General features: G+C 68.4%; 27 protein-coding genes. 24 read left to right on the top strand and 3 right to left on the bottom strand.

What is annotated here, in order from left to right; genetic code table 11:
• The first annotated feature begins 2 nt into the window (after nucleotides 1–2).
• The 7 genes from ACZ53K_RS06985 (at nucleotide 3) to panD (ending at nucleotide 10,103) form a co-directional block, all read left to right on the top strand.
• Nucleotides 3–3,902 carry a DNA-directed RNA polymerase subunit beta' gene (locus ACZ53K_RS06985; RefSeq protein ID WP_468832803.1) on the top strand — a complete coding sequence of 1,300 codons (3,900 nt, stop codon included), beginning with the start codon at nucleotides 3–5 and terminating at the stop codon, nucleotides 3,900–3,902.
• Nucleotides 3,903–4,226: 324 nt separating this feature from the next.
• The gene (locus ACZ53K_RS06980) at nucleotides 4,227–4,703 is read left to right on the top strand and encodes a DUF1707 and DUF4190 domain-containing protein (protein WP_468832626.1); all 477 of its coding nucleotides are present in this window, start codon (nucleotides 4,227–4,229) and stop codon (nucleotides 4,701–4,703) included.
• A gap of 436 nt (nucleotides 4,704–5,139) precedes the next feature.
• The gene (rpsL, locus tag ACZ53K_RS06975; protein ID WP_003948652.1) at nucleotides 5,140–5,511 is read left to right on the top strand and encodes a 30S ribosomal protein S12; all 372 of its coding nucleotides are present in this window, start codon (nucleotides 5,140–5,142) and stop codon (nucleotides 5,509–5,511) included.
• A gap of 2 nt (nucleotides 5,512–5,513) precedes the next feature.
• The gene (gene rpsG, locus ACZ53K_RS06970; protein ID WP_468832625.1) at nucleotides 5,514–5,984 is read left to right on the top strand and encodes a 30S ribosomal protein S7; all 471 of its coding nucleotides are present in this window, start codon (nucleotides 5,514–5,516) and stop codon (nucleotides 5,982–5,984) included.
• 39 nt (nucleotides 5,985–6,023) lie between these two features.
• Entirely contained in the window at nucleotides 6,024–8,144 is a 2,121-nt protein-coding gene (gene fusA / locus ACZ53K_RS06965) for an elongation factor G (protein WP_468832623.1), read from the top strand.
• A gap of 155 nt (nucleotides 8,145–8,299) precedes the next feature.
• Nucleotides 8,300–9,493 (top strand): elongation factor Tu, encoded by a 1,194-nt coding sequence (tuf, locus tag ACZ53K_RS06960; RefSeq protein WP_468832622.1) that lies wholly within the window; start codon nucleotides 8,300–8,302, stop codon nucleotides 9,491–9,493.
• A gap of 184 nt (nucleotides 9,494–9,677) precedes the next feature.
• On the top strand, nucleotides 9,678–10,103 hold the full coding sequence (panD, locus tag ACZ53K_RS06955) for an aspartate 1-decarboxylase (protein ID WP_468832621.1): 426 nt from the start codon (nucleotides 9,678–9,680) through the stop codon (nucleotides 10,101–10,103).
• Between the two features lie 54 nt (nucleotides 10,104–10,157).
• Here panD and ACZ53K_RS06950 read toward each other — a convergent pair whose 3' ends face one another.
• The 3 genes from ACZ53K_RS06950 to ACZ53K_RS06940 form a co-directional block, all read right to left on the bottom strand.
• Nucleotides 10,158–10,991: a TauD/TfdA family dioxygenase gene (locus tag ACZ53K_RS06950; protein ID WP_468832619.1), complete on the bottom strand. Its 834-nt coding sequence runs from the start codon at nucleotides 10,989–10,991 to the stop codon at nucleotides 10,158–10,160.
• Nucleotides 10,978–12,885, bottom strand: a complete 1,908-nt coding sequence (locus ACZ53K_RS06945; protein WP_468832618.1) for a nucleotidyltransferase domain-containing protein — start codon at nucleotides 12,883–12,885, stop codon at nucleotides 10,978–10,980. The genes ACZ53K_RS06950 and ACZ53K_RS06945 overlap by 14 nt, the downstream gene beginning before the upstream one ends.
• Before the next feature lie 157 nt (nucleotides 12,886–13,042).
• Entirely contained in the window at nucleotides 13,043–14,377 is a 1,335-nt protein-coding gene (locus ACZ53K_RS06940) for an MFS transporter (RefSeq protein WP_468832616.1), read from the bottom strand.
• A gap of 655 nt (nucleotides 14,378–15,032) precedes the next feature.
• On the opposite strand from ACZ53K_RS06940, the gene ACZ53K_RS06935 reads away from it, so the two are divergent.
• The 17 genes from ACZ53K_RS06935 (at nucleotide 15,033) to ACZ53K_RS06855 (ending at nucleotide 23,660) form a co-directional block, all read left to right on the top strand.
• Nucleotides 15,033–15,311: a hypothetical protein gene (locus ACZ53K_RS06935; protein ID WP_468832615.1), complete on the top strand. Its 279-nt coding sequence runs from the start codon at nucleotides 15,033–15,035 to the stop codon at nucleotides 15,309–15,311.
• A 146-nt stretch (nucleotides 15,312–15,457) separates the two neighbouring features.
• Entirely contained in the window at nucleotides 15,458–16,369 is a 912-nt protein-coding gene (locus tag ACZ53K_RS06930; RefSeq protein WP_468832614.1) for a helix-turn-helix transcriptional regulator, read from the top strand.
• 432 nt (nucleotides 16,370–16,801) lie between these two features.
• On the top strand, nucleotides 16,802–17,110 hold the full coding sequence (gene rpsJ, locus ACZ53K_RS06925; RefSeq protein ID WP_004571821.1) for a 30S ribosomal protein S10: 309 nt from the start codon (nucleotides 16,802–16,804) through the stop codon (nucleotides 17,108–17,110).
• A gap of 14 nt (nucleotides 17,111–17,124) precedes the next feature.
• Nucleotides 17,125–17,769: a 50S ribosomal protein L3 gene (rplC, locus tag ACZ53K_RS06920; protein ID WP_030016992.1), complete on the top strand. Its 645-nt coding sequence runs from the start codon at nucleotides 17,125–17,127 to the stop codon at nucleotides 17,767–17,769.
• Nucleotides 17,770–17,777: 8 nt separating this feature from the next.
• Entirely contained in the window at nucleotides 17,778–18,428 is a 651-nt protein-coding gene (gene rplD / locus ACZ53K_RS06915; RefSeq protein WP_468832612.1) for a 50S ribosomal protein L4, read from the top strand.
• Nucleotides 18,428–18,751, top strand: a complete 324-nt coding sequence (rplW, locus tag ACZ53K_RS06910; RefSeq protein ID WP_468832611.1) for a 50S ribosomal protein L23 — start codon at nucleotides 18,428–18,430, stop codon at nucleotides 18,749–18,751. Before rplD ends, rplW begins: the two co-directional genes overlap by 1 nt.
• A 39-nt stretch (nucleotides 18,752–18,790) precedes the next feature.
• A complete protein-coding gene (rplB, locus tag ACZ53K_RS06905; RefSeq protein WP_073768979.1) occupies nucleotides 18,791–19,627 on the top strand; it encodes a 50S ribosomal protein L2 in 837 nt (278 codons plus the stop codon).
• 12 nt (nucleotides 19,628–19,639) lie between these two features.
• The gene (rpsS, locus tag ACZ53K_RS06900; protein ID WP_030016988.1) at nucleotides 19,640–19,921 is read left to right on the top strand and encodes a 30S ribosomal protein S19; all 282 of its coding nucleotides are present in this window, start codon (nucleotides 19,640–19,642) and stop codon (nucleotides 19,919–19,921) included.
• 44 nt (nucleotides 19,922–19,965) lie between these two features.
• Nucleotides 19,966–20,313, top strand: coding sequence for a 50S ribosomal protein L22 (gene rplV, locus ACZ53K_RS06895; protein WP_006604878.1), 348 nt, complete (start codon nucleotides 19,966–19,968; stop codon nucleotides 20,311–20,313).
• Nucleotides 20,313–21,152 (top strand): 30S ribosomal protein S3, encoded by an 840-nt coding sequence (gene rpsC, locus ACZ53K_RS06890; protein WP_468832609.1) that lies wholly within the window; start codon nucleotides 20,313–20,315, stop codon nucleotides 21,150–21,152. Before rplV ends, rpsC begins: the two co-directional genes overlap by 1 nt.
• A 5-nt stretch (nucleotides 21,153–21,157) precedes the next feature.
• A complete protein-coding gene (gene rplP, locus ACZ53K_RS06885) occupies nucleotides 21,158–21,577 on the top strand; it encodes a 50S ribosomal protein L16 (RefSeq protein WP_004571829.1) in 420 nt (139 codons plus the stop codon).
• A complete protein-coding gene (rpmC, locus tag ACZ53K_RS06880; protein WP_030016986.1) occupies nucleotides 21,577–21,801 on the top strand; it encodes a 50S ribosomal protein L29 in 225 nt (74 codons plus the stop codon). The genes rplP and rpmC overlap by 1 nt, the downstream gene beginning before the upstream one ends.
• Nucleotides 21,801–22,085, top strand: a complete 285-nt coding sequence (rpsQ, locus tag ACZ53K_RS06875; RefSeq protein WP_004571831.1) for a 30S ribosomal protein S17 — start codon at nucleotides 21,801–21,803, stop codon at nucleotides 22,083–22,085. The genes rpmC and rpsQ overlap by 1 nt, the downstream gene beginning before the upstream one ends.
• 131 nt (nucleotides 22,086–22,216) lie before the next feature.
• Complete coding sequence (gene rplN / locus ACZ53K_RS06870) at nucleotides 22,217–22,585, top strand: 50S ribosomal protein L14 (protein ID WP_003974257.1); 369 nt, start codon at nucleotides 22,217–22,219, stop codon at nucleotides 22,583–22,585.
• Between the two features lie 3 nt (nucleotides 22,586–22,588).
• Nucleotides 22,589–22,912, top strand: a complete 324-nt coding sequence (gene rplX / locus ACZ53K_RS06865; protein ID WP_468832607.1) for a 50S ribosomal protein L24 — start codon at nucleotides 22,589–22,591, stop codon at nucleotides 22,910–22,912.
• Nucleotides 22,912–23,472 (top strand): 50S ribosomal protein L5, encoded by a 561-nt coding sequence (rplE, locus tag ACZ53K_RS06860; RefSeq protein WP_030016984.1) that lies wholly within the window; start codon nucleotides 22,912–22,914, stop codon nucleotides 23,470–23,472. Before rplX ends, rplE begins: the two co-directional genes overlap by 1 nt.
• 2 nt (nucleotides 23,473–23,474) lie before the next feature.
• Nucleotides 23,475–23,660, top strand: coding sequence for a type Z 30S ribosomal protein S14 (locus tag ACZ53K_RS06855; RefSeq protein ID WP_004571834.1), 186 nt, complete (start codon nucleotides 23,475–23,477; stop codon nucleotides 23,658–23,660).
• Nucleotides 23,661–23,905: the final 245 nt, after the last annotated feature.

Here is a 23,905-nt window from a genome sequence, read left to right as displayed (position 1 = left end):
CAGTGCTCGACGTCAACTTCTTCGACGAGCTGCGGATCGGCCTGGCGACCGCGGACGACATCCGACAGTGGTCCCACGGTGAGGTCAAGAAGCCGGAGACCATCAACTACCGCACCCTCAAGCCGGAAAAGGACGGGCTCTTCTGCGAGAAGATCTTCGGTCCGACCCGGGACTGGGAGTGCTACTGCGGCAAGTACAAGCGTGTCCGCTTCAAGGGCATCATCTGCGAGCGCTGTGGCGTCGAGGTCACTCGCGCCAAGGTGCGCCGTGAGCGGATGGGCCACATCGAGCTGGCTGCCCCCGTCACGCACATCTGGTACTTCAAGGGTGTTCCGTCGCGGCTGGGCTACCTGCTCGACCTCGCCCCGAAGGACCTGGAAAAGGTCATCTACTTCGCCGCCTACATGATCACGTGGGTGGACGAGGAGCGCCGTACGCGCGACCTGCCCTCGCTGGAGGCCCACGTCTCCGTCGAGCGCCAGCAGATCGAGCAGCGCCGCGACGCCGACCTGGAAGCCCGCGCCAAGAAGCTTGAGACCGACCTGGCCGAGCTGGAGGCCGAGGGCGCCAAGGCGGACGTGCGCCGCAAGGTGCGCGAGGGCGCCGAGCGTGAGATGAAGCAGCTGCGCGACCGCGCGCAGCGCGAGATCGACCGCCTCGACGAGGTGTGGAGCCGCTTCAAGAACCTCAAGGTCCAGGACCTGGAGGGCGACGAGCTGCTCTACCGCGAGCTGCGTGACCGCTTCGGCACGTACTTCATGGGCGGCATGGGCGCGGCCGCGCTGCAGAAGCGTCTGGAGTCCTTCGACCTCGACGAAGAGGCCGAGAAGCTCCGCGAGATCATCCGTACCGGCAAGGGCCAGAAGAAGACCCGTGCGCTCAAGCGCCTGAAGGTCGTCTCCGCGTTCCTGCAGACCCGCAACAGCCCCAACGGCATGGTGCTGGACTGCATCCCGGTCATCCCGCCGGACCTGCGTCCGATGGTGCAGCTGGACGGTGGCCGCTTCGCGACCTCCGACCTGAACGACCTGTACCGCCGCGTGATCAACCGCAACAACCGCCTCAAGCGTCTCCTTGACCTCGGTGCCCCCGAGATCATCGTGAACAACGAGAAGCGGATGCTGCAGGAGGCCGTCGACGCGCTGTTCGACAACGGCCGCCGCGGTCGCCCGGTCACCGGTCCCGGCAACCGCCCGCTGAAGTCCCTCAGCGACATGCTGAAGGGCAAGCAGGGCCGTTTCCGTCAGAACCTGCTCGGCAAGCGTGTGGACTACTCCGCGCGTTCCGTGATCGTCGTCGGTCCGCAGCTGAAGCTGCACCAGTGCGGTCTGCCGAAGGCCATGGCGCTGGAGCTCTTCAAGCCGTTCGTGATGAAGCGCCTGGTGGACCTGAACCACGCGCAGAACATCAAGAGCGCCAAGCGGATGGTCGAGCGCGGCCGCACGGTCGTCTACGACGTCCTCGAAGAGGTCATCGCCGAGCACCCGGTTCTGCTGAACCGTGCGCCCACCCTGCACCGCCTCGGCATCCAGGCCTTCGAGCCGCAGCTGGTCGAGGGCAAGGCCATTCAGATTCACCCGCTCGTGTGCACCGCGTTCAACGCGGACTTCGACGGTGACCAGATGGCCGTGCACCTGCCGCTGTCCGCGGAGGCGCAGGCCGAGGCCCGCATCCTGATGCTGTCCTCGAACAACATCCTCAAGCCGGCCGACGGCCGTCCGGTCACCATGCCGACCCAGGACATGGTGCTGGGCCTGTTCTTCCTCACCACCGACGAGGCGGAGCGCAAGGTCATCGGCGAGGGCCGGTCCTTCGGCTCGGTCGCCGAGGCGATCATGGCCTTCGACAACCGGGAGCTGTCGCTCCAGGCGAAGGTCGACATCCGCTTCCCGATCGGCACCGTCCCGCCGCGTGGCTGGACCCCGCCGGTGCAGGAAGAGGGCGAGCCCGAGTGGCAGCAGGGTGACAGCTTCCGCCTGCGGACGACCCTGGGCCGCGCGCTCTTCAACGAGCTGCTGCCCGAGGACTACCCGTTCGTCGACTACTCGGTGGGCAAGAAGCAGCTCTCCGCGATCGTCAACGACCTGGCCGAGCGCTACCCGAAGGTCATCGTGGCGGCGACGCTCGACAACCTGAAGGCGTCCGGTTTCCACTGGGCGACCCGTTCCGGTGTCACCGTCGCGGTCTCGGACATCGTCGTGCCGGAGGCCAAGAAGGCCATCGTCGCGGGCTACGAGGCCCAGGACGAGAAGGTCCAGAAGCAGTACGAGCGCGGTCTGATCACCAAGGACGAGCGCACTCAGGAACTGATCAACATCTGGACCAAGGCGACCAATGAGGTCTCCGAGGCGATGAACGCGAACTTCCCCAAGACGAACCCCATCTTCATGATGGTTGACTCGGGTGCCCGAGGAAACATGATGCAGATGCGGCAGATCGCCGGTATGCGTGGTCTGGTGTCGAACGCGAAGAACGAGACCATCCCGCGTCCGATTAAGGCCTCGTTCCGCGAGGGTCTGTCCGTGCTGGAGTACTTCATCTCCACCCACGGTGCCCGTAAGGGTCTCGCGGACACCGCCCTGCGTACCGCCGACTCGGGTTACCTGACCCGTCGTCTCGTGGACGTCTCGCAGGACGTCATCATCCGCGAGGAGGACTGCGGCACCGAGCGCGGTCTGAAGCTGCGGATCGCCAGCAAGGGCGCCGACGGCGTGCTGCGCAAGGCGGACGACGTCGAGTCCTCCGTGTACGCGCGGATGCTCGCCGAGGACGTCGTGGTGGACGGCAAGGTCATCGGCCCCGCCAACGTCGACCTGGGCGATGTCCTCATCGACCAGCTCGTCGCGCACGGCGTCGAGGAGGTCAAGACCCGCTCGGTCCTGACCTGCGAGTCCGCCGTCGGCACCTGTGCCTTCTGCTACGGCCGCTCGCTGGCCACCGGCAAGCTGGTCGACATCGGTGAGGCGGTCGGCATCATCGCCGCCCAGTCCATCGGTGAGCCCGGCACCCAGCTGACGATGCGTACCTTCCACACCGGTGGTGTGGCGGGTGACGACATCACCCTGGGTCTGCCGCGTGTCGTCGAGCTCTTCGAGGCCCGTACGCCCAAGGGCGTCGCCCCGATCTCCGAGGCCGCCGGCCGCGTGCGGATCGAGGAGACGGAGAAGACCAAGAAGGTCGTCGTCACGCCGGACGACGGCAGCGACGAGACGGCCTACGGCGTCTCCAAGCGTGCCCGTCTGCTGGTGGGCGAGGGTGACCACGTCGAGGTCGGCCAGGCGCTGACCGTGGGTGCCGTCAACCCGCACGACGTGCTGCGCATCCTGGGCCAGCGGGCCGTCCAGGTCCACCTGGTCGGCGAGGTCCAGAAGGTCTACAACAACCAGGGCGTGGCGATCCACGACAAGCACATCGAGATCATCATCCGGCAGATGCTGCGCCGTGTGACGATCATCGAGTCCGGCGACGCGGAGCTGCTGCCGGGCGAGCTGGTGGAGCGTACGAAGTTCGAGGGCGAGAACCGTCGCGTGGTCCAGGAGGGCGGTCACCCCGCCTCCGGCCGTCCGCAGCTGATGGGTATCACCAAGGCTTCGCTGGCCACCGAGTCCTGGCTGTCGGCGGCGTCCTTCCAGGAGACGACCCGGGTGCTCACCGACGCGGCGATCAACGCCAAGTCGGACTCCCTGATCGGCCTCAAGGAGAACGTCATCATCGGTAAGCTCATCCCGGCCGGTACGGGCCTGTCCCGCTACCGCAACATCCGGGTGGAGCCCACCGAGGAGGCCAAGGCCGCGATGTACTCGGCCGTCGGTTACGACGACATCGACTACTCGCCCTTCGGCACCGGCTCCGGCCAGGCGGTTCCGCTGGAGGACTACGACTACGGTCCGTACAACCAGTAAGGGCCCGGCCGGCCGTACGCGGCCGGACCGGACACGCGCTGTGAGCGGCAGGGCGGTCACCCCCTCGGGGTGGCCGCCCTGCGGCGTTCCGGGGCGTACCGTACGGGGAAGCGCTCCGGTGCGTACGCGGTGACCGGGACGCCGCAGGGACGCGCCCGATTCTGCACGGAGGGAACCGTGCGATCTCCTGGCGCGTACTGAATGATGGGGGTACCGCGTTACATGGGGGAGGTGTTGAGAGTGGCGTTCCAGCCGTGGCAGGGAGGACAGCCGGCGCCGTGGCAGGGCGGGCAGCCGGCCCAGGGCCCTGGCCAGGTCCCGGCGATGCGTGCCTCGCACGCCGACCGCGAGCGTGCGGTGGACGTGCTGAAGGCCGGTTTCGCCGAGGGACGGCTCGCGCAACAGGAGTACGAGCAGCGCATCGGCCGCGCGTACCAGGCACAGACCCACGCCGAGCTGCAGATGCTGGTGGCGGATCTGCCACAGGGCCCGGTTCCGCAGTCGCAGTTCGCGCCCCGGCCCATGGTGCCCCCGGCGTTCATGCCGGTGCAGCAGATGCCGCCGCCCACGAACGGGTCGGCGACCGGCGCGCTGGTCTGCGGCATCCTCACCCCGGTGACGTGGGGGCTGTCGTCGATACCCGCGGTCATCCTGGGCCACAAGGCGCGGGCCGAGATCCGCCGCTCGGGGGAGCGCGGGGACGGCCAGGCGATCGCCGGGCTGGTCCTGGGCTGGCTGGGGATCAGCGGCTGGCTGCTGTTCTTCGTCTTCATGATGCTGGTGGGGATAGCGAACATCTGAGGGCGCGGGGCGTGCCGCGGGCCCGGAAACGGGTCTGGACGGCTCCGGCGGCGCACGGGTGAGCAGGATCACCCGCGGCCCGGCGCGGCCCCGCACAGCCGCCGTCACGGCGCGCGTGCGGTGGTGGAGCCTTCTTCCGTACGGCCGCTGATCGCACTACGGTGGCCGCAGCGCCGTGGGGGCCCGGCGTGTCCTACGCGTGTGCATTTGTTTTGACCGCAGCCCATGCGGTAGGTACGCTCTGACCTTGTGCCTGGGGTGTCCTCGGGCTGCCGTGCGTGCACTCGTCCGTACGGAAGCCGGGTCTCGACACCGCAATCTGCCGCCGTCCTCGTTCCAGCGAGGGGTCTGCAGTGTTCGACACACCCGACCGCGTGGGTCGGAGTTTGTTCCAGGTTAGCTTTACCGAGACTGGCACACAGAAACCGGAGAAACGGTGCCTACGATCCAGCAGCTGGTCCGCAAGGGCCGGCAGGACAAGGTCGAGAAGAACAAGACGCCCGCACTGGAGGGTTCGCCCCAGCGCCGCGGCGTCTGCACGCGTGTTTTCACGACCACCCCGAAGAAGCCGAACTCGGCCCTGCGTAAGGTCGCGCGTGTGCGTCTGACCAGCGGCATCGAGGTCACCGCTTACATTCCGGGTGAGGGCCACAACCTGCAGGAGCACTCGATCGTGCTCGTGCGTGGCGGCCGTGTGAAGGACCTGCCGGGTGTTCGGTACAAGATCATCCGCGGCTCCCTCGACACGCAGGGCGTCAAGAACCGCAAGCAGGCTCGCAGCCGCTACGGCGCCAAGAAGGAGAAGTAAGAATGCCTCGTAAGGGCCCCGCCCCGAAGCGCCCGGTCATCATCGACCCGGTCTACAGCTCTCCTCTGGTGACCTCCCTCATCAACAAGGTTCTGCTGAACGGAAAGCGCTCCACCGCCGAGCGCATCGTTTACGGCGCCATGGAGGGTCTGCGTGAGAAGACCGGCAACGACCCGGTCATCACGCTGAAGCGCGCGCTGGAGAACATCAAGCCGACCCTTGAGGTCAAGTCCCGCCGTGTCGGTGGCGCGACCTACCAGGTTCCGATCGAGGTCAAGCCCGGCCGTGCCGCCACGCTCTCGCTGCGCTGGCTCGTGGGCTACTCCCGCGCCCGTCGTGAGAAGACCATGACCGAGCGCCTCATGAACGAGCTGCTGGACGCCTCCAACGGCCTCGGCGCTTCGGTCAAGAAGCGTGAGGACACCCACAAGATGGCCGAGTCCAACAAGGCCTTCGCGCACTACCGCTGGTAGTCGCTACCCACATCGAGACCGAGAGAAGATTGAGCCACTATGGCCACCACTTCGCTTGACCTGGCCAAGGTCCGCAACATTGGGATCATGGCCCACATCGACGCGGGCAAGACGACCACCACCGAGCGGATCCTGTTCTACACCGGTGTCTCTTACAAGATCGGTGAGGTCCACGACGGCGCAGCCACGATGGACTGGATGGAGCAGGAGCAGGAGCGCGGCATCACGATCACGTCTGCCGCGACGACCTGCCACTGGCCGCTGAACGACGTCGACCACACCATCAACATCATCGACACCCCGGGCCACGTCGACTTCACCGTCGAGGTGGAGCGTTCGCTGCGCGTGCTCGACGGTGCGGTGACGGTGTTCGACGGCGTTGCCGGTGTTGAGCCGCAGTCCGAGACCGTCTGGCGCCAGGCGGACCGCTACGGCGTGCCGCGTATCTGCTTCGTCAACAAGCTCGACCGCACCGGTGCGGAGTTCCACCGCTGCGTCGACATGATCGTGGACCGCCTGGGCGCGACCCCGATCGTGATGCAGCTGCCGATCGGCACCGAGGCGGACTTCAAGGGCGTCATCGACCTCGTCTCCATGAAGGCGCTGGTCTGGTCCGCCGAGGCCGCCAAGGGCGAGATGTACGACACCGTCGACATCCCGGCCACGCACGCCGAGGCCGCCGACGAGTGGCGCGGCAAGCTCCTCGAGGCCGTCGCCGAGAACGACGAAGAGATGATGGAGCTGTACCTGGAGGGCCAGGAGCCCACCACGGACCAGCTGCACGAGGCGATCCGTCGCATCACCATCAACTCGGGCAAGGGCGGCGACACCACCGTCACCCCCGTTTTCTGCGGTACCGCGTTCAAGAACAAGGGCGTGCAGCCCCTGCTCGACGCGGTCGTGCGCTACCTGCCGTCGCCGCTGGACGTCGAGGGCATCGACGGTCACGCCGTCAACGACTCGGAGCAGGTCATCACGCGGCGTCCCTCCGAGGACGAGCCGCTGGCCGCTCTTGCGTTCAAGATTGCGAGCGACCCCCACCTGGGCAAGCTCACCTTCATCCGGGTGTACTCGGGCCGCCTCGTGGCGGGTACCCAGGTCACCAACTCGGTGAAGGGCAAGAAGGAGCGCATCGGCAAGATCTACCGGATGCACGCGAACAAGCGTGAGGAGATCGAGTCGGTGGGTGCCGGTGACATCGTCGCCGTCATGGGTCTGAAGCAGACCACCACCGGTGAGACCCTCTGCGACCCGTCGAACCAGGTCATCCTGGAGTCGATGGAGTTCCCGGCCCCGGTCATCCAGGTCGCGATCGAGCCCAAGTCCAAGGGCGACCAGGAGAAGCTGGGTGTCGCCATCCAGCGTCTCGCCGAGGAGGACCCGTCCTTCCAGGTCCACACGGACGAGGAGACCGGTCAGACCATCATCGCGGGTATGGGCGAGCTGCACCTCGACGTGCTGGTCGACCGTATGAAGCGCGAGTTCCGGGTCGAGGCCAACGTCGGCAAGCCGCAGGTCGCGTACCGCGAGACCCTGCGCAAGGCCGTCGAGCGCCTGGACTACACGCACAAGAAGCAGACTGGTGGTTCCGGCCAGTTCGCGAAGGTGCAGATCGCGCTCGAACCGCTTGAGGGCGACGGGTACGAGTTCGAGAACAAGGTCACCGGTGGCCGTATCCCGCGGGAGTACATCCCGTCCGTGGACGCGGGCTGCCAGGAGGCCATGGAGTTCGGCGTGCTCGCCGGCTACCCGCTGACCGGCGTGAAGATCACGCTCCTCGACGGTGCGTTCCACGAGGTCGACTCCTCGGAGATGGCCTTCAAGATCGCCGGTTCGATGGCCTTCAAGGAGGCCGCCCGCAAGGCCAGCCCGGCCCTGCTGGAGCCGATGATGAAGGTCGAGGTGACGACGCCCGAGGACTACATGGGTGACGTCATCGGCGACATCAACTCGCGTCGCGGTCAGATCCAGTCCATGGAGGACCGCCACGGCGCCAAGCTCGTCACGGGCCTGGTTCCGCTCTCGGAGATGTTCGGCTACGTCGGAGACCTCCGCAGCAAGACCTCGGGTCGCGCAAGCTACTCGATGCAGTTCGACTCCTACGCCGAGGTTCCGCGGAACGTCGCCGAGGAGATCATCGCGAAGGCCAAGGGCGAGTAGTACCGGCTCGCACGAGTCGCGAGACGCTTTAGGCTTGACACCGTCTGCCGGGGCCCGTCCCCGCCACCCGCGAGGGGGCCCCGGCGGCCGGCATCCCAGCAAAGATCACCTGGCGCCGATGAGTAAGGCGTACAGAACCACTTCAGGAGGACCCAGTGGCGAAGGCGAAGTTCGAGCGGACTAAGCCGCACGTCAACATCGGCACCATCGGTCACATTGACCACGGTAAGACGACCCTCACGGCCGCCATTACCAAGGTGCTGCACGACGCGTTCCCGGACCTGAACGAGGCCTCGGCCTTCGACATGATCGACAAGGCGCCCGAGGAGCGCCAGCGCGGTATCACCATCTCGATCGCGCACGTCGAGTACCAGACGGAGAACCGTCACTACGCCCACGTTGACTGCCCCGGTCACGCGGACTACATCAAGAACATGATCACCGGTGCCGCCCAGATGGACGGCGCGATCCTCGTGGTCGCGGCGACCGACGGCCCGATGCCGCAGACCAAGGAGCACGTGCTCCTGGCCCGCCAGGTCGGCGTGCCCTACATCGTTGTCGCCCTGAACAAGGCCGACATGGTGGACGACGAGGAGATCCTGGAGCTCGTCGAGCTCGAGGTCCGTGAGCTCCTCTCGGAGTACGAGTTCCCGGGCGACGACGTTCCGGTTGTCAAGGTCTCGGCGCTCAAGGCGCTCGAGGGTGACGCGGAGTGGGGCCAGTCGGTCCTGAACCTGATGGACGCCGTCGACGGTGCCATCCCGCAGCCCGAGCGTGACGTCGACAAGCCGTTCCTGATGCCGATCGAGGACGTCTTCACGATCACCGGCCGTGGCACCGTTGTCACCGGTCGTATCGAGCGTGGTGTCCTCAAGGTCAACGAGACCGTCGACATCATCGGCATCAAGACCGAGAAGACCACCACCACGGTCACCGGCATCGAGATGTTCCGCAAGCTGCTCGACGAGGGCCAGGCCGGTGAGAACGTCGGTCTGCTGCTCCGTGGCATCAAGCGCGAGGACGTCGAGCGCGGCCAGGTCATCATCAAGCCGGGCTCGGTCACCCCGCACACCGAGTTCGAGGCGCAGGCGTACATCCTGTCGAAGGACGAGGGTGGCCGCCACACCCCGTTCTTCAACAACTACCGCCCGCAGTTCTACTTCCGTACCACGGACGTGACCGGCGTCGTGACCCTCCCCGAGGGCACCGAGATGGTCATGCCGGGCGACAACACCGAGATGTCGGTGTCGCTCATCCAGCCCGTGGCCATGGAAGAGGGCCTGAAGTTCGCCATCCGTGAGGGTGGCCGGACCGTCGGCGCCGGCCAGGTCACCAAGATCGTCAAGTAGTTTGACGGTCGGGGAGACCCGGCAGCTCTTCCGAGCGCTCAGAGAAGCCCCGCTCACCTTCGGGTGAGCGGGGCTTCTCGCTGTTGACAGCCGGGCCCTTCTGCTCCGTCCGCCCGCTGCCTACCATGTGCGGGACGGCGCGTACCCCACTCGGGGACGCGACCCTTCTCCCGGAAGTGACGCCATGCTGCGCACGATGTTCAAGTCCAAGATCCACCGCGCCACCGTGACCCAGGCGGACCTGCACTACGTCGGCTCGGTGACGGTCGACGCCGACCTCCTGGACGCCGCCGACCTGCTGCCCGGCGAACTGGTCCACATCGTCGACATCACCAACGGCGCCCGCCTGGAGACGTACATCATCGAGGGCGAACGCGGCTCCGGCGTCCTCGGCATCAACGGCGCCGCCGCCCACCTCGTCCACCCCGGCGACCTGGTGATCCTCATCAGCTACGCCCAGGTGGACGACGCGGAGGCCCGGACGCTGCGACCGCGCGTCGTCCACGTGGACGCGGCCAACCGGATCGTCGGCGTCGGCGCGGACGCTTCGGAGCCGGTGCCGGGGGGTGCCGAGCAGCGGAGTCCGCAGGCGGTCGTGCGGGGGGTGTGAGCGAGCAGCGCGGGTCACCTCGGCCGGGGAAGTGGTGCCGTCGGGAGGCCGGGCCTACGGCGGGGCCGGGTCGGCGGGGAAGCCGAAGGTCATGTGGGTGCACGCCGGGCCCGTGGCGTCGAAGTTGAGGCGGCGCAGGACGCGGGGTACGCCGGACGGGATGGACGTCCTGCCGTGGACGACGGCCGAATTGTCGGCGATCAGTACGTCGCCGGTGGTGAGCTTGAAGCTCAGCCGGTTCGCGGGGGCGGCGAAGAAACGGCACAGCTCCGCGTACTGGTCGCGGACGTCCGGGCGCGGGACGACCCGCGACACACCGTCCGCCATCCGGAACTTCAGCGTGCAGACGCCGTCGCGGCGCCGGAAGACCGGCTGGGTGCTGGTCTGGTCGGTACGGGTGATCGTCAGTGCGTCCGGCTCGGTCAGGGCCTCCCGCCGGCCGGGGAACTGCCGCGCCAGATACGCGTAGGCCGCCTGGCCGCTGGCGAGGACGGAGAGACCGCCGCGTACGGCCGGCCGTACGCACTGAAGCGTCATCAGGGCCTCGGGACGGTCATGGAACGCACCGTCCGTGTGCAGCAGGTGCTCCGCGCGCGTCGAGCCGAGGAAACCGGCGACCGGCTGGGCGGGGCTGATCGACACGATCCCGTCGTCGTCCGCGCGCGGGTGCGGCACCGGGTTGCCGAAGCGCCGCCGCAGGCCGAGCAGGTCCTGGCGGCTTCCGGAGCGTTCCGCGCTGCGCAGGATCGCGAAACCGTACCGGTTGAAGGCGGCGAGCATCGCGTGCTCCTGCGCCACGGACATGCAGCTCAGGGAGGGGACGCGGACGATCTGCGCCGCCACGGGCAGGCCGGCGCCGAACGGGCGGCGGAGGTCAGGTGCCGCCATGGCCGGTGACCTCCGGGGTGGCGGGCCGGGCCGGCCCGGGCGGTGGTGCGGTGGTGAGCGTGGACAGCCAGGCGCGGAGCACGGAGGCGGCCATCCGTTCGGTTCCGGTGCGGTCGTGGCGTACGTCGCCGGGGGCGTCTTCCAGGGCGTCGGGGCGGCGGTGGTGGAAGGCCGTGATGGCCTGGTCGTCGGCCGGATACTCGGCTCCGCTCTCCATCCGGAGCATGATCTTCGAGAGGAGGGCGGTGGCCTTGTAGAGCACCCGCAGGTCCGGTTCGCCGAGCAGGAGCTGTTTGCGGAGGGTGACGGCGGCCTGGACGCCGTCGCGCACGCTGACGTCCGCGTAGGTCACGGCGTCCGGTACGGGCAGGGCCAGGCCGGGGGCGCACCACAGGGGCGCGATGGCGCCCGCCCCGCTGAGGGTGAGGACGTGCAGCAGCCGCGGCGGCAGGGCGCCCGCGCGGAACTCGTCCTCGGTGAGGACTGTCATGGTCATCCGGACCCCGTCCAGGACCGGCTCCAGCTCCGTACGGACCTGCCGCAGCAGGGGGAGGGCGTCCTGCGGCGCCAGCACGAGGACGTCCAGGTCGCTCCAGCCGTGCCGGTACGTCCCCCGGGCCGCGCTGCCGGTGACGGCGAGCAGGTCCACGGCCGTCCCCGGCCCGGTGAGCTGTTCGCGCAGGCCGCGCAGGTATCTGCCGAGGCAGGGCGGGAGCCCCAGACTGTGGACGGAGACGGGCTTGGGCGGCCGGAACGTCCAGGCCGTGCCGAAGGCGAGACGGTCCAGCCGCCGCTGGAGACTCAGCCGGGGCCAGGGCACGGCGGCGTCGTGGCCGGTGTCTGCGTACGCGGTGTCCGAGACGGGGGTGCCCGGTCCGGGTACGGCATCGGGGCGTACGGCGCGCAGCCGGTCGCCGAAGATCTTGTGCAGTTCTTCGACGACGGCCGGGTCGCGTACGGGCTCGATGCTGACGCGGTCGAGGAAGTGGTGCGCCGCGCAGTAGCGGTCGAGGCCGTCGGCGAGGCGTTCGGCGGCGGACGTGGGGTCGTCGGCGTCCGCACCGGCCGGGTCGTCCGCTGTGGTGCCGTCGATGTGCCCGGCGGCCAGCCGGGCGTAGCCGCGGCGGGTGCGCAGGTACTCACCGGCGGCGTCGCGTGCGTGGTCGCAGTCGCCGCCCAGTGCCACCACCTGCACCCGGGAGAGCGCACATTCCGGAACCGCGGGGTACCGCCGGTGCAGGCCCTGGCGCAGCTCGTGCTGTACGTCGATGGCCGGCCGGTCGCCGACGACGATGGCGGTGCCGAACCGTCCCTCGTCGACGAGGCGGGTGATCTGCTCGTGCAGGCGCCGCTGGTAGTTCTCCAGGAGGCCGTCGGGGGCCGGGGACCGGGCCAGGCAGCGGTCCGCGCCGAGGGCGGGGTCCTCGTCGTACAGCAGCACGACGCCGTACTCGGTCTCCTCGGCAGCGCGCAGTGCGGTGCGGTACGGCGCCAGCGCGGCGCGCGCGTCGCGGGCCGCGCGTGCCGGACCGCACCGCTCGCGCACCGCGACGACCGCGGCGAGCAGCGCCTCCAGCATGGGCAGGCCCTGCCGTACGCACCGCAGTACTCCTGTCCGGCGCTGCCGGGCGCGGGCCAGGAAGGAAGCGGCGAGCACGTCCGCCAACTGCTGGGATGAGGCGCCTTCGAGCCACCAGCCGGTTCTCTCCGTGCCGCTGAGGGCGGGCCACCGGGGGGAGTGCTCCTCCGCACGCGCGGCGACCTCGATCTGCGGGACCCGGCGGGCGAGCATACGGAGCTGGGTGTCCTTACCCACAAGGGCCGGTCCGCTCACGGCGATGATCTGTGGTGACGTGGTGGGAGGGCGGTCTTCGGTCGGCGGGTTGAGGGGCATGGCTTTTTTCCTCCGGCGGTGCGGGGCGGTGGGAGATGAACCGGTATTTCGACACGGGTGGGATTCTTTTCCGTCCGGGTGTTCTTATCGGGCGGGCTGGGGATGGCAATGTGGGGTGAATAGGTGCGTACGGGGAAATGTGCCGCGGTGGCGGCGCTCACGCTTTCGCGGCTGAGCCCGTGCCCCCGTCCGTTTCTGTTTCTTTTTCGCGCGCCGGTGCCGTATCCGTCTGCGTCGCCGTACGGGACAGTGCGAAGCCGACGGCGGCGGCCGCCGCCAGGGAGGTCAGCCCGCCGGTGAGGAATCCGGCGCGGGGGCCGAAGGCTTCGGTGACCCAGCCGACGGCCGGTGCGACCACCGGTGTGGCGCCCATGAAGGCGATCTTGAAGAGGCTCATCACCCTGCCCCGCGTCGCGGCGTCGGCCGTCAGCTGGACGTGCGCGTTGGCGGTCGCGGTGACGACCAGGCCGGTCATGCCGACGGGGACCAGCAGGGCCGCGAAGAGCCACAGGGCGGGAGCGAGGGCCGCGGCTGTCTCCAGCGCGCCGAACAACAGCGCCGCCGCGGTCAGTACCCGGCGCGGCGGCGCGAGGCTGCGCGCCGCCCACAGCGCTCCCGCCACCGCCCCTGCGGCCAGCAGGGAATTCAGCAGCCCGTACACGCCGGAGCCGGTACGGAAGACCTGGACGGTGAACGCGGTCAGCCAGACCGGGAAGTTGAACCCGAACGTGCCGACGAAGGCGACCAGCACGATCGGCCACAACAGGCCGGGGTTGTGGCCGACCTGCCGCAGGGCCGCCCTGACCTGGCCGCTTCCCGGCGCGGCGCGCTCGACCGGATGCATCTCGCCGGGGCGCAGGAGCAGCAGGGCGGCGAGCGGGGCGAGGTAGGAGAGGCCGTTGAGGAGGAAGGCCCAGCCGCTGCCCACCACCGTGATCACGACGCCGGCGACGGCGGGGCCGACCAGGCGCGCGGCCTGGAAGGTGGCGGAGTTCAGGCTCACCGCGTTGCGCAGGTGTTCCGGCCCGACCAGCTCGGCGACGAACGCCTGCCGGGCGGGGCCGTCCGCGACGGAGACCAGGCCCAGCACGGCCGCCATGACGTACACGTGCCAGATCTGCACCTGGCCGGACAGCACCAGTGCGGCCAGGGCCAGGCCGGTCGCGCCCAGCGCGGTCTGTGTCCGCAGCAGGAGCCGTCGCATGGGCAGCCGGTCGGCGAGCAGGCCGCCGTGCAGTCCGAGGAGCAGCATGGGCGCGTACTGGAGGCCGACGGTGATCCCGACGGCGGCGGGGGAGCCGGTCAGCTCGACGACCAGCCAGTCCTGGGCGATGCGCTGCATCCACGTACCGGTGTGGGAGACGGCCTGCCCGGCGGCGAACAGCCGGTAGTTGCGGATACGGAGCGAGCCGAACGTCGCCGCGGCGCGCTGCGCGGGGCCGGGTTCGCGGCGGGGCGGGAGGGAGGCGGCGGGGCCCGGCTCGCCGGTCATGCCCGCCGCTCCCGCGCGGTGCCCGGGGGCGCGTTACCTCGGTACGCGGGTGCGGCTTTTCTGTTCCGGTACGGAAAACGGCGCCCGTAACGAGAAAGGTGCATGAAATCCTCCTCTCCGCTCCGCCCGCTCGTCGATACATTGCAGGATTCCCTCGGGGGTGCCGCATAGTCTCCGGTTTCGCAGCTTCAGCCGGAAGGCTTTCATTTCTTGTGAGCTGTAGGATTTTGCGGACGGTTCGATACGGCGCGCATTCGGCGGCGCCGGGCATCTCCGCACGCCCGGCGGCCGGGGGCGCACCGGCGTGCGCGGTCGTGAGCCGGAGCGGGGGAGCGGAGTGGGCGGCGGGTGGTGCCGCGCGGTGCGGAAGTTCGGGTCCGGGGTGCGGCGCGCACGAATTACCGAGGGACCTTCCGTCATTTGGAGTAACGTTCTGGTGTCGGAGCGTCACCGTCCTGGGAGAGGCGGCTCGCGCCGAGGGGGCCAGGCGTCGCCTCAAAAGTCCGTCGGCACCAGAGGAGTCCACCTCTCGTGGTAGTTGCTCACCCCGTCACCCGTGCCGCGCCGTGGAGCGTCCGCTCCGTGGCCGCCCCGAAGCCGTGCGTGCGCCGCGGGCCGCTGGTGCCTTCCGCACGCGCCGACGGGCGGTGAGCGGGTGGTCGGCAGCGAGATCAGGCCCTGTGATCACCCGAAGAAGGACGTGCGGCGGGTGCTGGAGAAGTGGGCGGCGTGGGGGTGGGTGCTGCGCAAGGACGGGCATTGGGGGCGGCTCTACTGTCCGTGCGAGGGCAGGTGCACGGTCATCCCGGTGGCGGGTACGCCGCGCAGTCCCACCGCGCACGCGCGGGTGATCGACCGGCTGGCGGCGCGGTGTCCGCTGCCCGGTGACGCGGCGAACCGCAGTCTCACGGGGATGCCGCGCGGCGAAGCGTGACCGTTGCGTCAACTGAGGTGGGCCGTCGGCAACCGTACGTTTTGCGACAGTTGCCCATGCAGGGTCCGACAGGCTTTGTCATGCTTTGTCTGTTGACGAAAGACAACAGACCTGCAACCCTGCCCAAGGACTAGGGGGACGCCGCCATGGACTACGACTTCACCTTCGTCGTCACGGGCGCGACCGTCGACGACCAAGACGCCGTCGACGCGCTGCGCGACAGCTGCGACGCCCTCCTCGCCCGCGCCGGGGGCGCCGACCTGCTGAGCATCGCCTGGCCCGGCGACTGCGCGGTCAGGGCCGCGCTCGAAGCCGCCTCGGCGGCGCATGCCGCGGTGCCGCGCCTGCGGGTACGCCGCCTCGACCGCGACATGGTCGGCATACACGAGATCGCCGAGCGTACGGGACGCTCCCGGCAGAACGTCGCCCAGTGGGTCGCCGGGGCGCGCAAGGCGCAGGGCGCGCCCTTCCCGGCCGCCGAGGGGACCGTAGGGCGCTCCCAGGCCTGGCTGTGGTCCGAGGTCAACCGCTGGCTCGCCGCGCACGGCCTCGACGACGGGGCGGCCCACCCCACCCGCGAGGAGATGGCGGAGATCGACGTGGCGCTGGCCGGCCGGGTCTCGCTGACGTTCCGGTTCGCCGCGACCACGGGCTTCCAGGAAGGGCGCCAGCGCGTCATCGACGAGCTGCGCAACCGCCACATAAACCGGTTCCTGGGCATACTGGCGGGGTTCGAGGGGACCACGGACGAGCACGGCAACCACATCCTGGTCGTGGCCGACGGGCGGGAGCCTGCGCGCGGGGTGATGGAGCGCGTCGCGCAGTTCCCGCACGACGTGGTGCTGGTGACGGAGACCGACCGGTTCACGGTCACGGTCCTCTCCAGCCGCGGCCCGGACCGCTCCGGACGCGTCGTCCCCGTACCCGGCACGGCGACGGTCGGCGAGTGGCTGCGGCAGGTCCGCGACTTCCCGCACGCGGCCTTCACCGTGGAGGGTGATGACCGTCACACGGAGGAGCCCGCCCGTATCCACTGGCAGATGGCCATCGCGGCCTGAAGGCGGGGCCGTAGGGGGCTGCTGGCGGTCCCGCTTCGGCACGCCGGTGGCGGGGCCGTGCACCCGGACGGTGTGACGCGGTGTACGATCTCCCGCTCGATTGGCAGCGTCCGCCGCTGATGTGGCACACTGTCCAGGTTGCTCGGTTGAGTGCCGATGCTGCGCGCCTCCCGCCGGGGGGACCGGAAGCGAGTCCTAGGTATTCGTCGCCTCTTATCAGGGGCGGAAGTACGGGAATCTTCCGGGAAGTGCAGCGGGGTGCCTCAGCCAGGCGCCCGGTGGGTGTTCATCCCCCACGTTTTCCTTCTCGAAGGATCGCCCTTGCGGAGATCTGCGGGAAGGAGCGCGACACGCCCGACCGCGTGGGTCGGTGGATGAACGGCAACGTACCGGGTCCCAGAGCGTTACGAGAGACAGGACTACGAAGTAGCCATGGCGGGACAGAAGATCCGCATCCGGCTCAAGGCCTACGACCACGAGGTCATCGACACGTCGGCGAAGAAGATCGTCGAGACGGTGACCCGTACTGGTGCGTCGGTCGCGGGCCCGGTGCCGCTCCCCACCGAGAAGAACGTGTACTGCGTCATCAAGTCGCCGCACAAGTACAAGGACTCGCGCGAGCACTTCGAGATGCGCACGCACAAGCGCCTGATCGACATTCTCGACCCGACGCCCAAGACCGTTGACTCGCTGATGCGCCTGGACCTTCCGGCCGGCGTTGACATCGAGATCAAGCTCTGAGAGGCGCAGTAGAGATGGCTAAGCAGATCAAGGGCATCCTGGGCGAGAAGCTCGGCATGACCCAGGTCTGGGACGAGAACAACCGTGTCGTCCCGGTCACTGTGGTCAAGGCCGGCCCCTGCGTCGTTACCCAGGTGCGCACCAATGACCAGGACGGCTACGACTCCGTCCAGATCGCCTTCGGCGAGATCGACCCGCGCAAGGTGAACAAGCCCCTCAAGGGCCACTTCGCGAAGGCCGACGTCACCCCCCGCCGTCACCTCGTCGAGGTCCGTACCACTGACGCCAGTGAGTACACCCTCGGCCAGGAGCTGACCGCCGAGACCTTCGAGTCCGGCGTCAAGGTGGACGTGACCGGCAAGAGCAAGGGCAAGGGCTTCGCCGGCGTCATGAAGCGTCACGGCTTCCACGGCGGCAAGGCTTCGCACGGTGCCCACCGCGTGCACCGCAAGCCGGGCTCCATCGGTGGCTGCGCCACCCCGGGCCGCGTGTTCAAGGGCATGCGGATGGCCGGCCGTATGGGCAACGAGCGGGTCACCACCCAGAACCTGACCGTCCATGCCGTTGACGCGGAGAAGGGTCTGCTGCTCATCAAGGGCGCAGTTCCTGGTCCGAACGGCGGCCTCGTCCTGGTCCGTACCGCGGCCAAGGGGGCCTGAGGTAACCGATGAGCACCATTGACATCCTTTCGCCGGCAGGCGACAAGGCCGGGACCGTCGAGCTCCCCACGGAGATCTTCGACGCGAAGGTCAGCATTCCGCTGATCCACCAGGTCGTTGTCGCGCAGCTGGCCGCGGCCCGTCAGGGCACGCACAAGACCAAGACTCGCGGCGAGGTCCGCGGCGGTGGCAAGAAGCCGTACCGCCAGAAGGGCACCGGCCGCGCGCGCCAGGGTTCGACCCGCGCGCCGCAGTTCGCCGGCGGTGGCGTCGTGCACGGTCCCGTGCCGCGTGACTACTCGCAGCGGACCCCGAAGAAGATGAAGGCCGCCGCCCTGCGCGGTGCCCTCACCGACCGGGCCCGCAACAGCCGCGTCCACGTCGTCTCCGGCGTGGTCGAGGGCGAGGTCTCCACGAAGGCCGCCAAGGTTCTCCTCGGCAAGATCAGCGAGCGCAAGCACGTGCTCCTGGTCGCCGAGCGCACCGACGAGGCCGCGTGGCTCTCCGCCCGCAACCTGCCCCAGGTCCACATCCTGGAGCCGGGCCAGCTGAACACGTACGACGTGCTCGTCTCCGACGACGTGGTCTTCACCAAGGCCGCCTTCGAGTCCTTCGTGGCTGGTCCCAAGGCCGCTGAGCTCGAAGGGAGCGCCGCCTGATGACTGAGGCGACCGTTACCAGCAAGTCCTTCTCGGACCCGCGCGACCTTCTGGTCAAGCCGGTCGTCTCCGAGAAGAGCTACGCGCTGCTGGACGAGAACAAGTACACGTTCATCGTCGACCCGCGTGCGAACAAGACCCAGATCAAGCAGGCCGTCGAGGCGGTCTTCTCGGTCAAGGTCACCGGGGTCAACACGATCAACCGTCAGGGTAAGCGCAAGCGCACCAAGACCGGTTTCGGCAAGCGCGCCAACACCAAGCGCGCCATCGTGACCCTCGCCGAGGGCGACCGTATCGACATCTTCGGCGGCCCGGTCTCCTAACGGAGTCCGAGTCGTCCGGAATCGGACGAGGACTGAGAAATGGGTATCCGCAAGTACAAGCCGACGACCCCGGGCCGTCGTGGCTCCAGCGTCGCCGACTTTGTCGAGATCACGCGGTCCACGCCGGAGAAGTCGCTGGTCCGCCCGCTGCACAGCAAGGGCGGCCGTAACAACGCCGGTCGTGTGACCGTTCGCCACCAGGGTGGTGGCCACAAGCGCGCCTACCGCGTGATCGACTTCCGTCGTCACGACAAGGACGGCGTGCCGGCCAAGGTCGCGCACATCGAGTACGACCCGAACCGCACCGCGCGCATCGCGCTGCTGCACTACGCAGACGGCGAGAAGCGCTACATCATCGCGCCGCGTGGCCTGGTGCAGGGTGCTCGGATTGAGAACGGCCAGGGCGCCGACATCAAGCCGGGCAACAACCTGCCGCTGCGCCACATCCCGGTCGGTACGACCATCCACGCCATCGAGCTGCGGCCCGGCGGCGGCGCGAAGTTCGCCCGCTCCGCGGGTGCCTCCGTGCAGCTGCTGGCGAAGGAGGGCACCATGGCCCACCTTCGTATGCCGTCCGGTGAGATCCGCCTGGTCGACGTGCGCTGCCGCGCCACCGTCGGCGAGGTCGGCAATGCCGAGCAGTCGAACATCAACTGGGGCAAGGCCGGCCGTATGCGCTGGAAGGGCGTCCGCCCGACCGTGCGTGGTGTCGTGATGAACCCGGTCGACCACCCGCACGGTGGTGGTGAGGGCAAGACCTCCGGTGGTCGCCACCCGGTCTCGCCCTGGGGCCAGAAGGAGGGTCGTACGCGTTCGCCGAAGAAGGCTTCGAACAAGTACATCGTCCGCCGCCGCAAGACGAACAAGAAGCGCTAGGAGCGGGTTTAGATGCCGCGTAGTCTCAAGAAGGGGCCCTTCGTCGACGACCACCTGAGCAAGAAGGTGGACACGCAGAACGAAGCCGGCACCAAGAACGTCATCAAGACCTGGTCCCGCCGCTCCATGATCGTCCCGGCCATGCTCGGCCACACGATCGCGGTGCACGACGGCCGCAAGCACGTCCCGGTGTTCGTCACCGAGTCGATGGTCGGCCACAAGCTCGGCGAGTTTGCGCCGACCCGCACCTTCCGCGGCCACGAGAAGGACGACCGCAAGTCGCGTCGTCGCTGATCGACCGGAGTGCGAAGACTATGACTGACACCGAAGGGACAACCATGGAAGCCAGGGCCCAGGCGCGGTACATCCGCGTCACGCCCATGAAGGCCCGCCGAGTGGTGGACCTTATCCGTGGCATGGATGCCACGGAGGCTCAGGCGGTCCTGCGTTTCGCCCCGCAGGCCGCGAGCGTGCCCGTCGGCAAGGTGCTGGACAGCGCCATTGCCAACGCGGCGCACAACTACGACCACACCGACGCCGGCAGCCTCGTCATTTCCGAGGCGTACGTCGACGAGGGCCCGACCCTGAAGCGGTTCCGTCCGCGCGCCCAGGGCCGTGCCTACCGGATCCGCAAGCGGACCAGCCACATCACCGTGGTCGTCAGCAGCAAGGAAGGAACCCGGTAATGGGCCAGAAGGTTAACCCGCACGGGTTCCGGCTCGGCATCACCACCGACTTCAAGTCGCGTTGGTACGCCGACAAGCTGTACAAGGACTACGTCAAGGAAGACGTCGCCATTCGTCGCATGATGACGAAGGGCATGGAGCGCGCCGGCATCTCGAAGGTGGAGATCGAGCGCACCCGTGAGCGCGTCCGCGTTGACATCCACACCGCTCGTCCGGGCATCGTCATCGGCCGCCGCGGCGCCGAGGCCGACCGCATCCGCGGCGAGCTGGAGAAGCTGACCGGCAAGCAGGTCCAGCTGAACATCCTCGAGGTCAAGAACCCCGAGACCGATGCTCAGCTCGTGGCCCAGGCCGTCGCCGAGCAGCTGTCCTCCCGCGTCTCCTTCCGTCGCGCCATGCGCAAGAGCATGCAGTCGACGATGAAGGCCGGTGCCAAGGGCATCAAGATCCAGTGTGGTGGCCGTCTCGGCGGCGCCGAGATGTCGCGCTCGGAGTTCTACCGCGAGGGCCGTGTGCCCCTGCACACGCTCCGCGCCAACGTCGACTACGGCTTCTTCGAGGCCAAGACCACCTTCGGCCGCATCGGCGTGAAGGTCTGGATCTACAAGGGCGACGTCAAGAACATCGCCGAGGTCCGCGCCGAGAACGCCGCGGCCCGTGCGGGCAACCGCCCGGCCCGTGGTGGCGGCGGTGGCGGCGGCAACGACCGCCCGCGCCGCGGTGGCGAGCGTGGCGGCCGTGGCGGCCGCAAGCCGCAGCAGAACGCCGGCGCCGAGGCCCCCAAGGCCGAGGCCGCTGCCGCTGCTCCGGCTGCTGAGAGCACCGGAACGGAGGGCTGACCGACATGCTGATCCCTCGCAGGGTCAAGCACCGCAAGCAGCACCACCCGAAGCGCAACGGTATGGCCAAGGGTGGCACCGAGCTTGCCTTCGGTGAGTACGGCATTCAGGCCGTGACCCCCGCCTATGTGACGAACCGGCAGATCGAGTCCGCTCGTATCGCCATGACCCGTCACATCAAGCGTGGCGGCAAGGTCTGGATCAACATTTACCCGGACCGCCCGCTGACGAAGAAGCCGGCCGAAACCCGCATGGGTTCCGGTAAGGGTTCTCCGGAGTGGTGGGTCGCGAACGTCAAGCCCGGTCGGGTGATGTTCGAGCTGTCCTTCCCGAACGAAAAGGTTGCGAAGGAGGCGCTGACCCGCGCCGCCCACAAGCTTCCGATGAAGTGCCGCATCGTGCGGCGCGAGGCAGGTGAGTCGTGATGGCGGCCGGTACCAAGGCGACCGAGCTGCGCGAGCTGAATGGCGAGGACCTCGTCAAGAAGCTGCGTGAGGCCAAGGAGGAGCTGTTCAACCTCCGCTTCCAGGCGGCGACCGGACAGCTCGAAAACCACGGCCGGCTGAAGGCCGTCCGCAAGGACATCGCCCGGATCTACACCCTGATGCGGGAGCGCGAGCTCGGCATCGAGACGGTGGAGAGCGCCTGATGAGCGAGAAGAATGTGACTGAGACGAACGAGCAGCGCGGCTTCCGCAAGACCCGCGAGGGTCTCGTCGTCAGCGACAAGATGGACAAGACCGTCGTCGTCGCTGTCGAGGACCGCGTCAAGCACGCGCTGTACGGCAAGGTCATCCGCCGTACGAACAAGCTCAAGGCGCACGACGAGCAGAACGCTGCCGGTGTCGGCGACCGCGTCCTCCTGATGGAGACGCGTCCGCTGTCGGCGAGCAAGCGCTGGCGCATCGTCGAGATCCTCGAGAAGGCCAAGTAAGGAATTTCCCGTTCGGGAATTCCGCTAGATACCGCCTGGGGGGTTTCCCCCAGGTCAGTTCCGCCAGGCTCGGCGGTGGGCCTCAGCAATGAGGCCCCCGCCGGGAACCGGCAGACGATCAGGAGATAGACGTGATCCAGCAGGAGTCGCGGCTTCGGGTCGCCGACAACACGGGTGCGAAGGAAATTCTCACCATCCGTGTTCTCGGTGGTTCGGGCCGCCGCTACGCGGGCATCGGTGACGTCATCGTCGCCACCGTCAAGGATGCGATCCCCGGTGGCAACGTGAAGAAGGGTGACGTCGTCAAGGCCGTCATCGTTCGCACCGTCAAGGAGCGCCGCCGTCCGGACGGCTCGTACATCCGCTTCGACGAGAACGCGGCCGTCATCCTCAAGAACGATGGCGACCCCCGCGGCACCCGCATCTTCGGCCCGGTGGGCCGGGAGCTGCGCGAGAAGAAGTTCATGAAGATCATCTCGCTCGCGCCGGAGGTGCTGTAACCGATGAAGATCAAGAAGGGCGACCTGGTCCAGATCATCACCGGCAAGGACAAGGGCAAGCAGGGCAAGGTCATCGCGGCCTTCCCCCGCGAGGACCGTGTCCTGGTCGAGGGTGTCAACCGGGTCAAGAAGCACACCAAGGCCGGTCAGACCGCTCGCGGTTCGCAGACCGGCGGCATCGTGACGACCGAGGCCCCCATCCACGTCAGCAACGTTCAGCTGGTCGTGGAGAAGGACGGCAACAAGGTCGTCACCCGCGTCGGGTACCGCTTCGATGACGAAGGCAACAAGATCCGCGTTGCCAAGCGGACCGGTGAGGACATCTGATGACTGCCACCACCAACGCGCCGCGCCTCAAGCAGCGCTACCGCGAAGAGATCGCCGGGAAGCTGAAGGACGAGTTCTCGTACGAGAACGTCATGCAGATCCCCGGTCTGACCAAGATCGTGGTCAACATGGGTGTGGGCGACGCCGCCCGCGACTCCAAGCTGATCGAGGGTGCCATCAAGGACCTCACCACGATCACCGGCCAGAAGCCGGCCGTCACCAAGGCCCGTAAGTCCATCGCGCAGTTCAAGCTGCGCGAGGGCCAGCCGATCGGTGCCCACGTCACCCTCCGCGGTGACCGCATGTGGGAGTTCCTGGACCGCCTGCTGTCGCTCGCGCTGCCGCGCATCCGCGACTTCCGTGGTCTGTCCCCGAAGCAGTTCGACGGTCGGGGCAACTACACCTTCGGTCTCACGGAGCAGGTCATGTTCCACGAGATCGACCAGGACAAGATCGACCGGCAGCGGGGCATGGACATCACCGTGGTCACCACGGCGTCCAACGACGATGAGGGCCGCGCCCTGCTTCGTCACCTCGGCTTCCCGTTCAAGGAGAACTGACCGTGGCGAAGAAGGCTCTGATCGCTAAGGCGGCCCGCAAGCCGAAGTTCGCTGTGCGCGCGTACACGCGTTGCCAGCGTTGCGGCCGCCCGCACTCCGTCTACCGCAAGTTCGGCCTGTGCCGCGTGTGCCTCCGTGAGATGGCTCACCGTGGCGAGCTGCCGGGCGTGACCAAGAGCTCCTGGTAACACCCCCTCCCGCACGTCCGACCAGCGCCCTCACGGGCGCCCCGGCGGACGGCAGGAATCATGTGGGTGGTTCCGGAGTCTCTCGGTAAGCATCTGTTCGGCGGGGCCCCGCCCTTTGATCCCGTAGGGTAGAAGGGTTGGGCGCCCGCCGCCCAGGAACGACTTACTACGCCGAAGGTCCCCGCGCCGCACCCGTCCCGACCCTGATCGGGGAGAGGGATGGCGCATACAGGAAACCCCGGCGA

The organism is Streptomyces sp. NPDC033221 (genome assembly GCF_055577005.1).
Note: the sequence above shows the minus strand (reverse complement) of the source record. Positions and strands in the feature narration are given on the sequence as shown.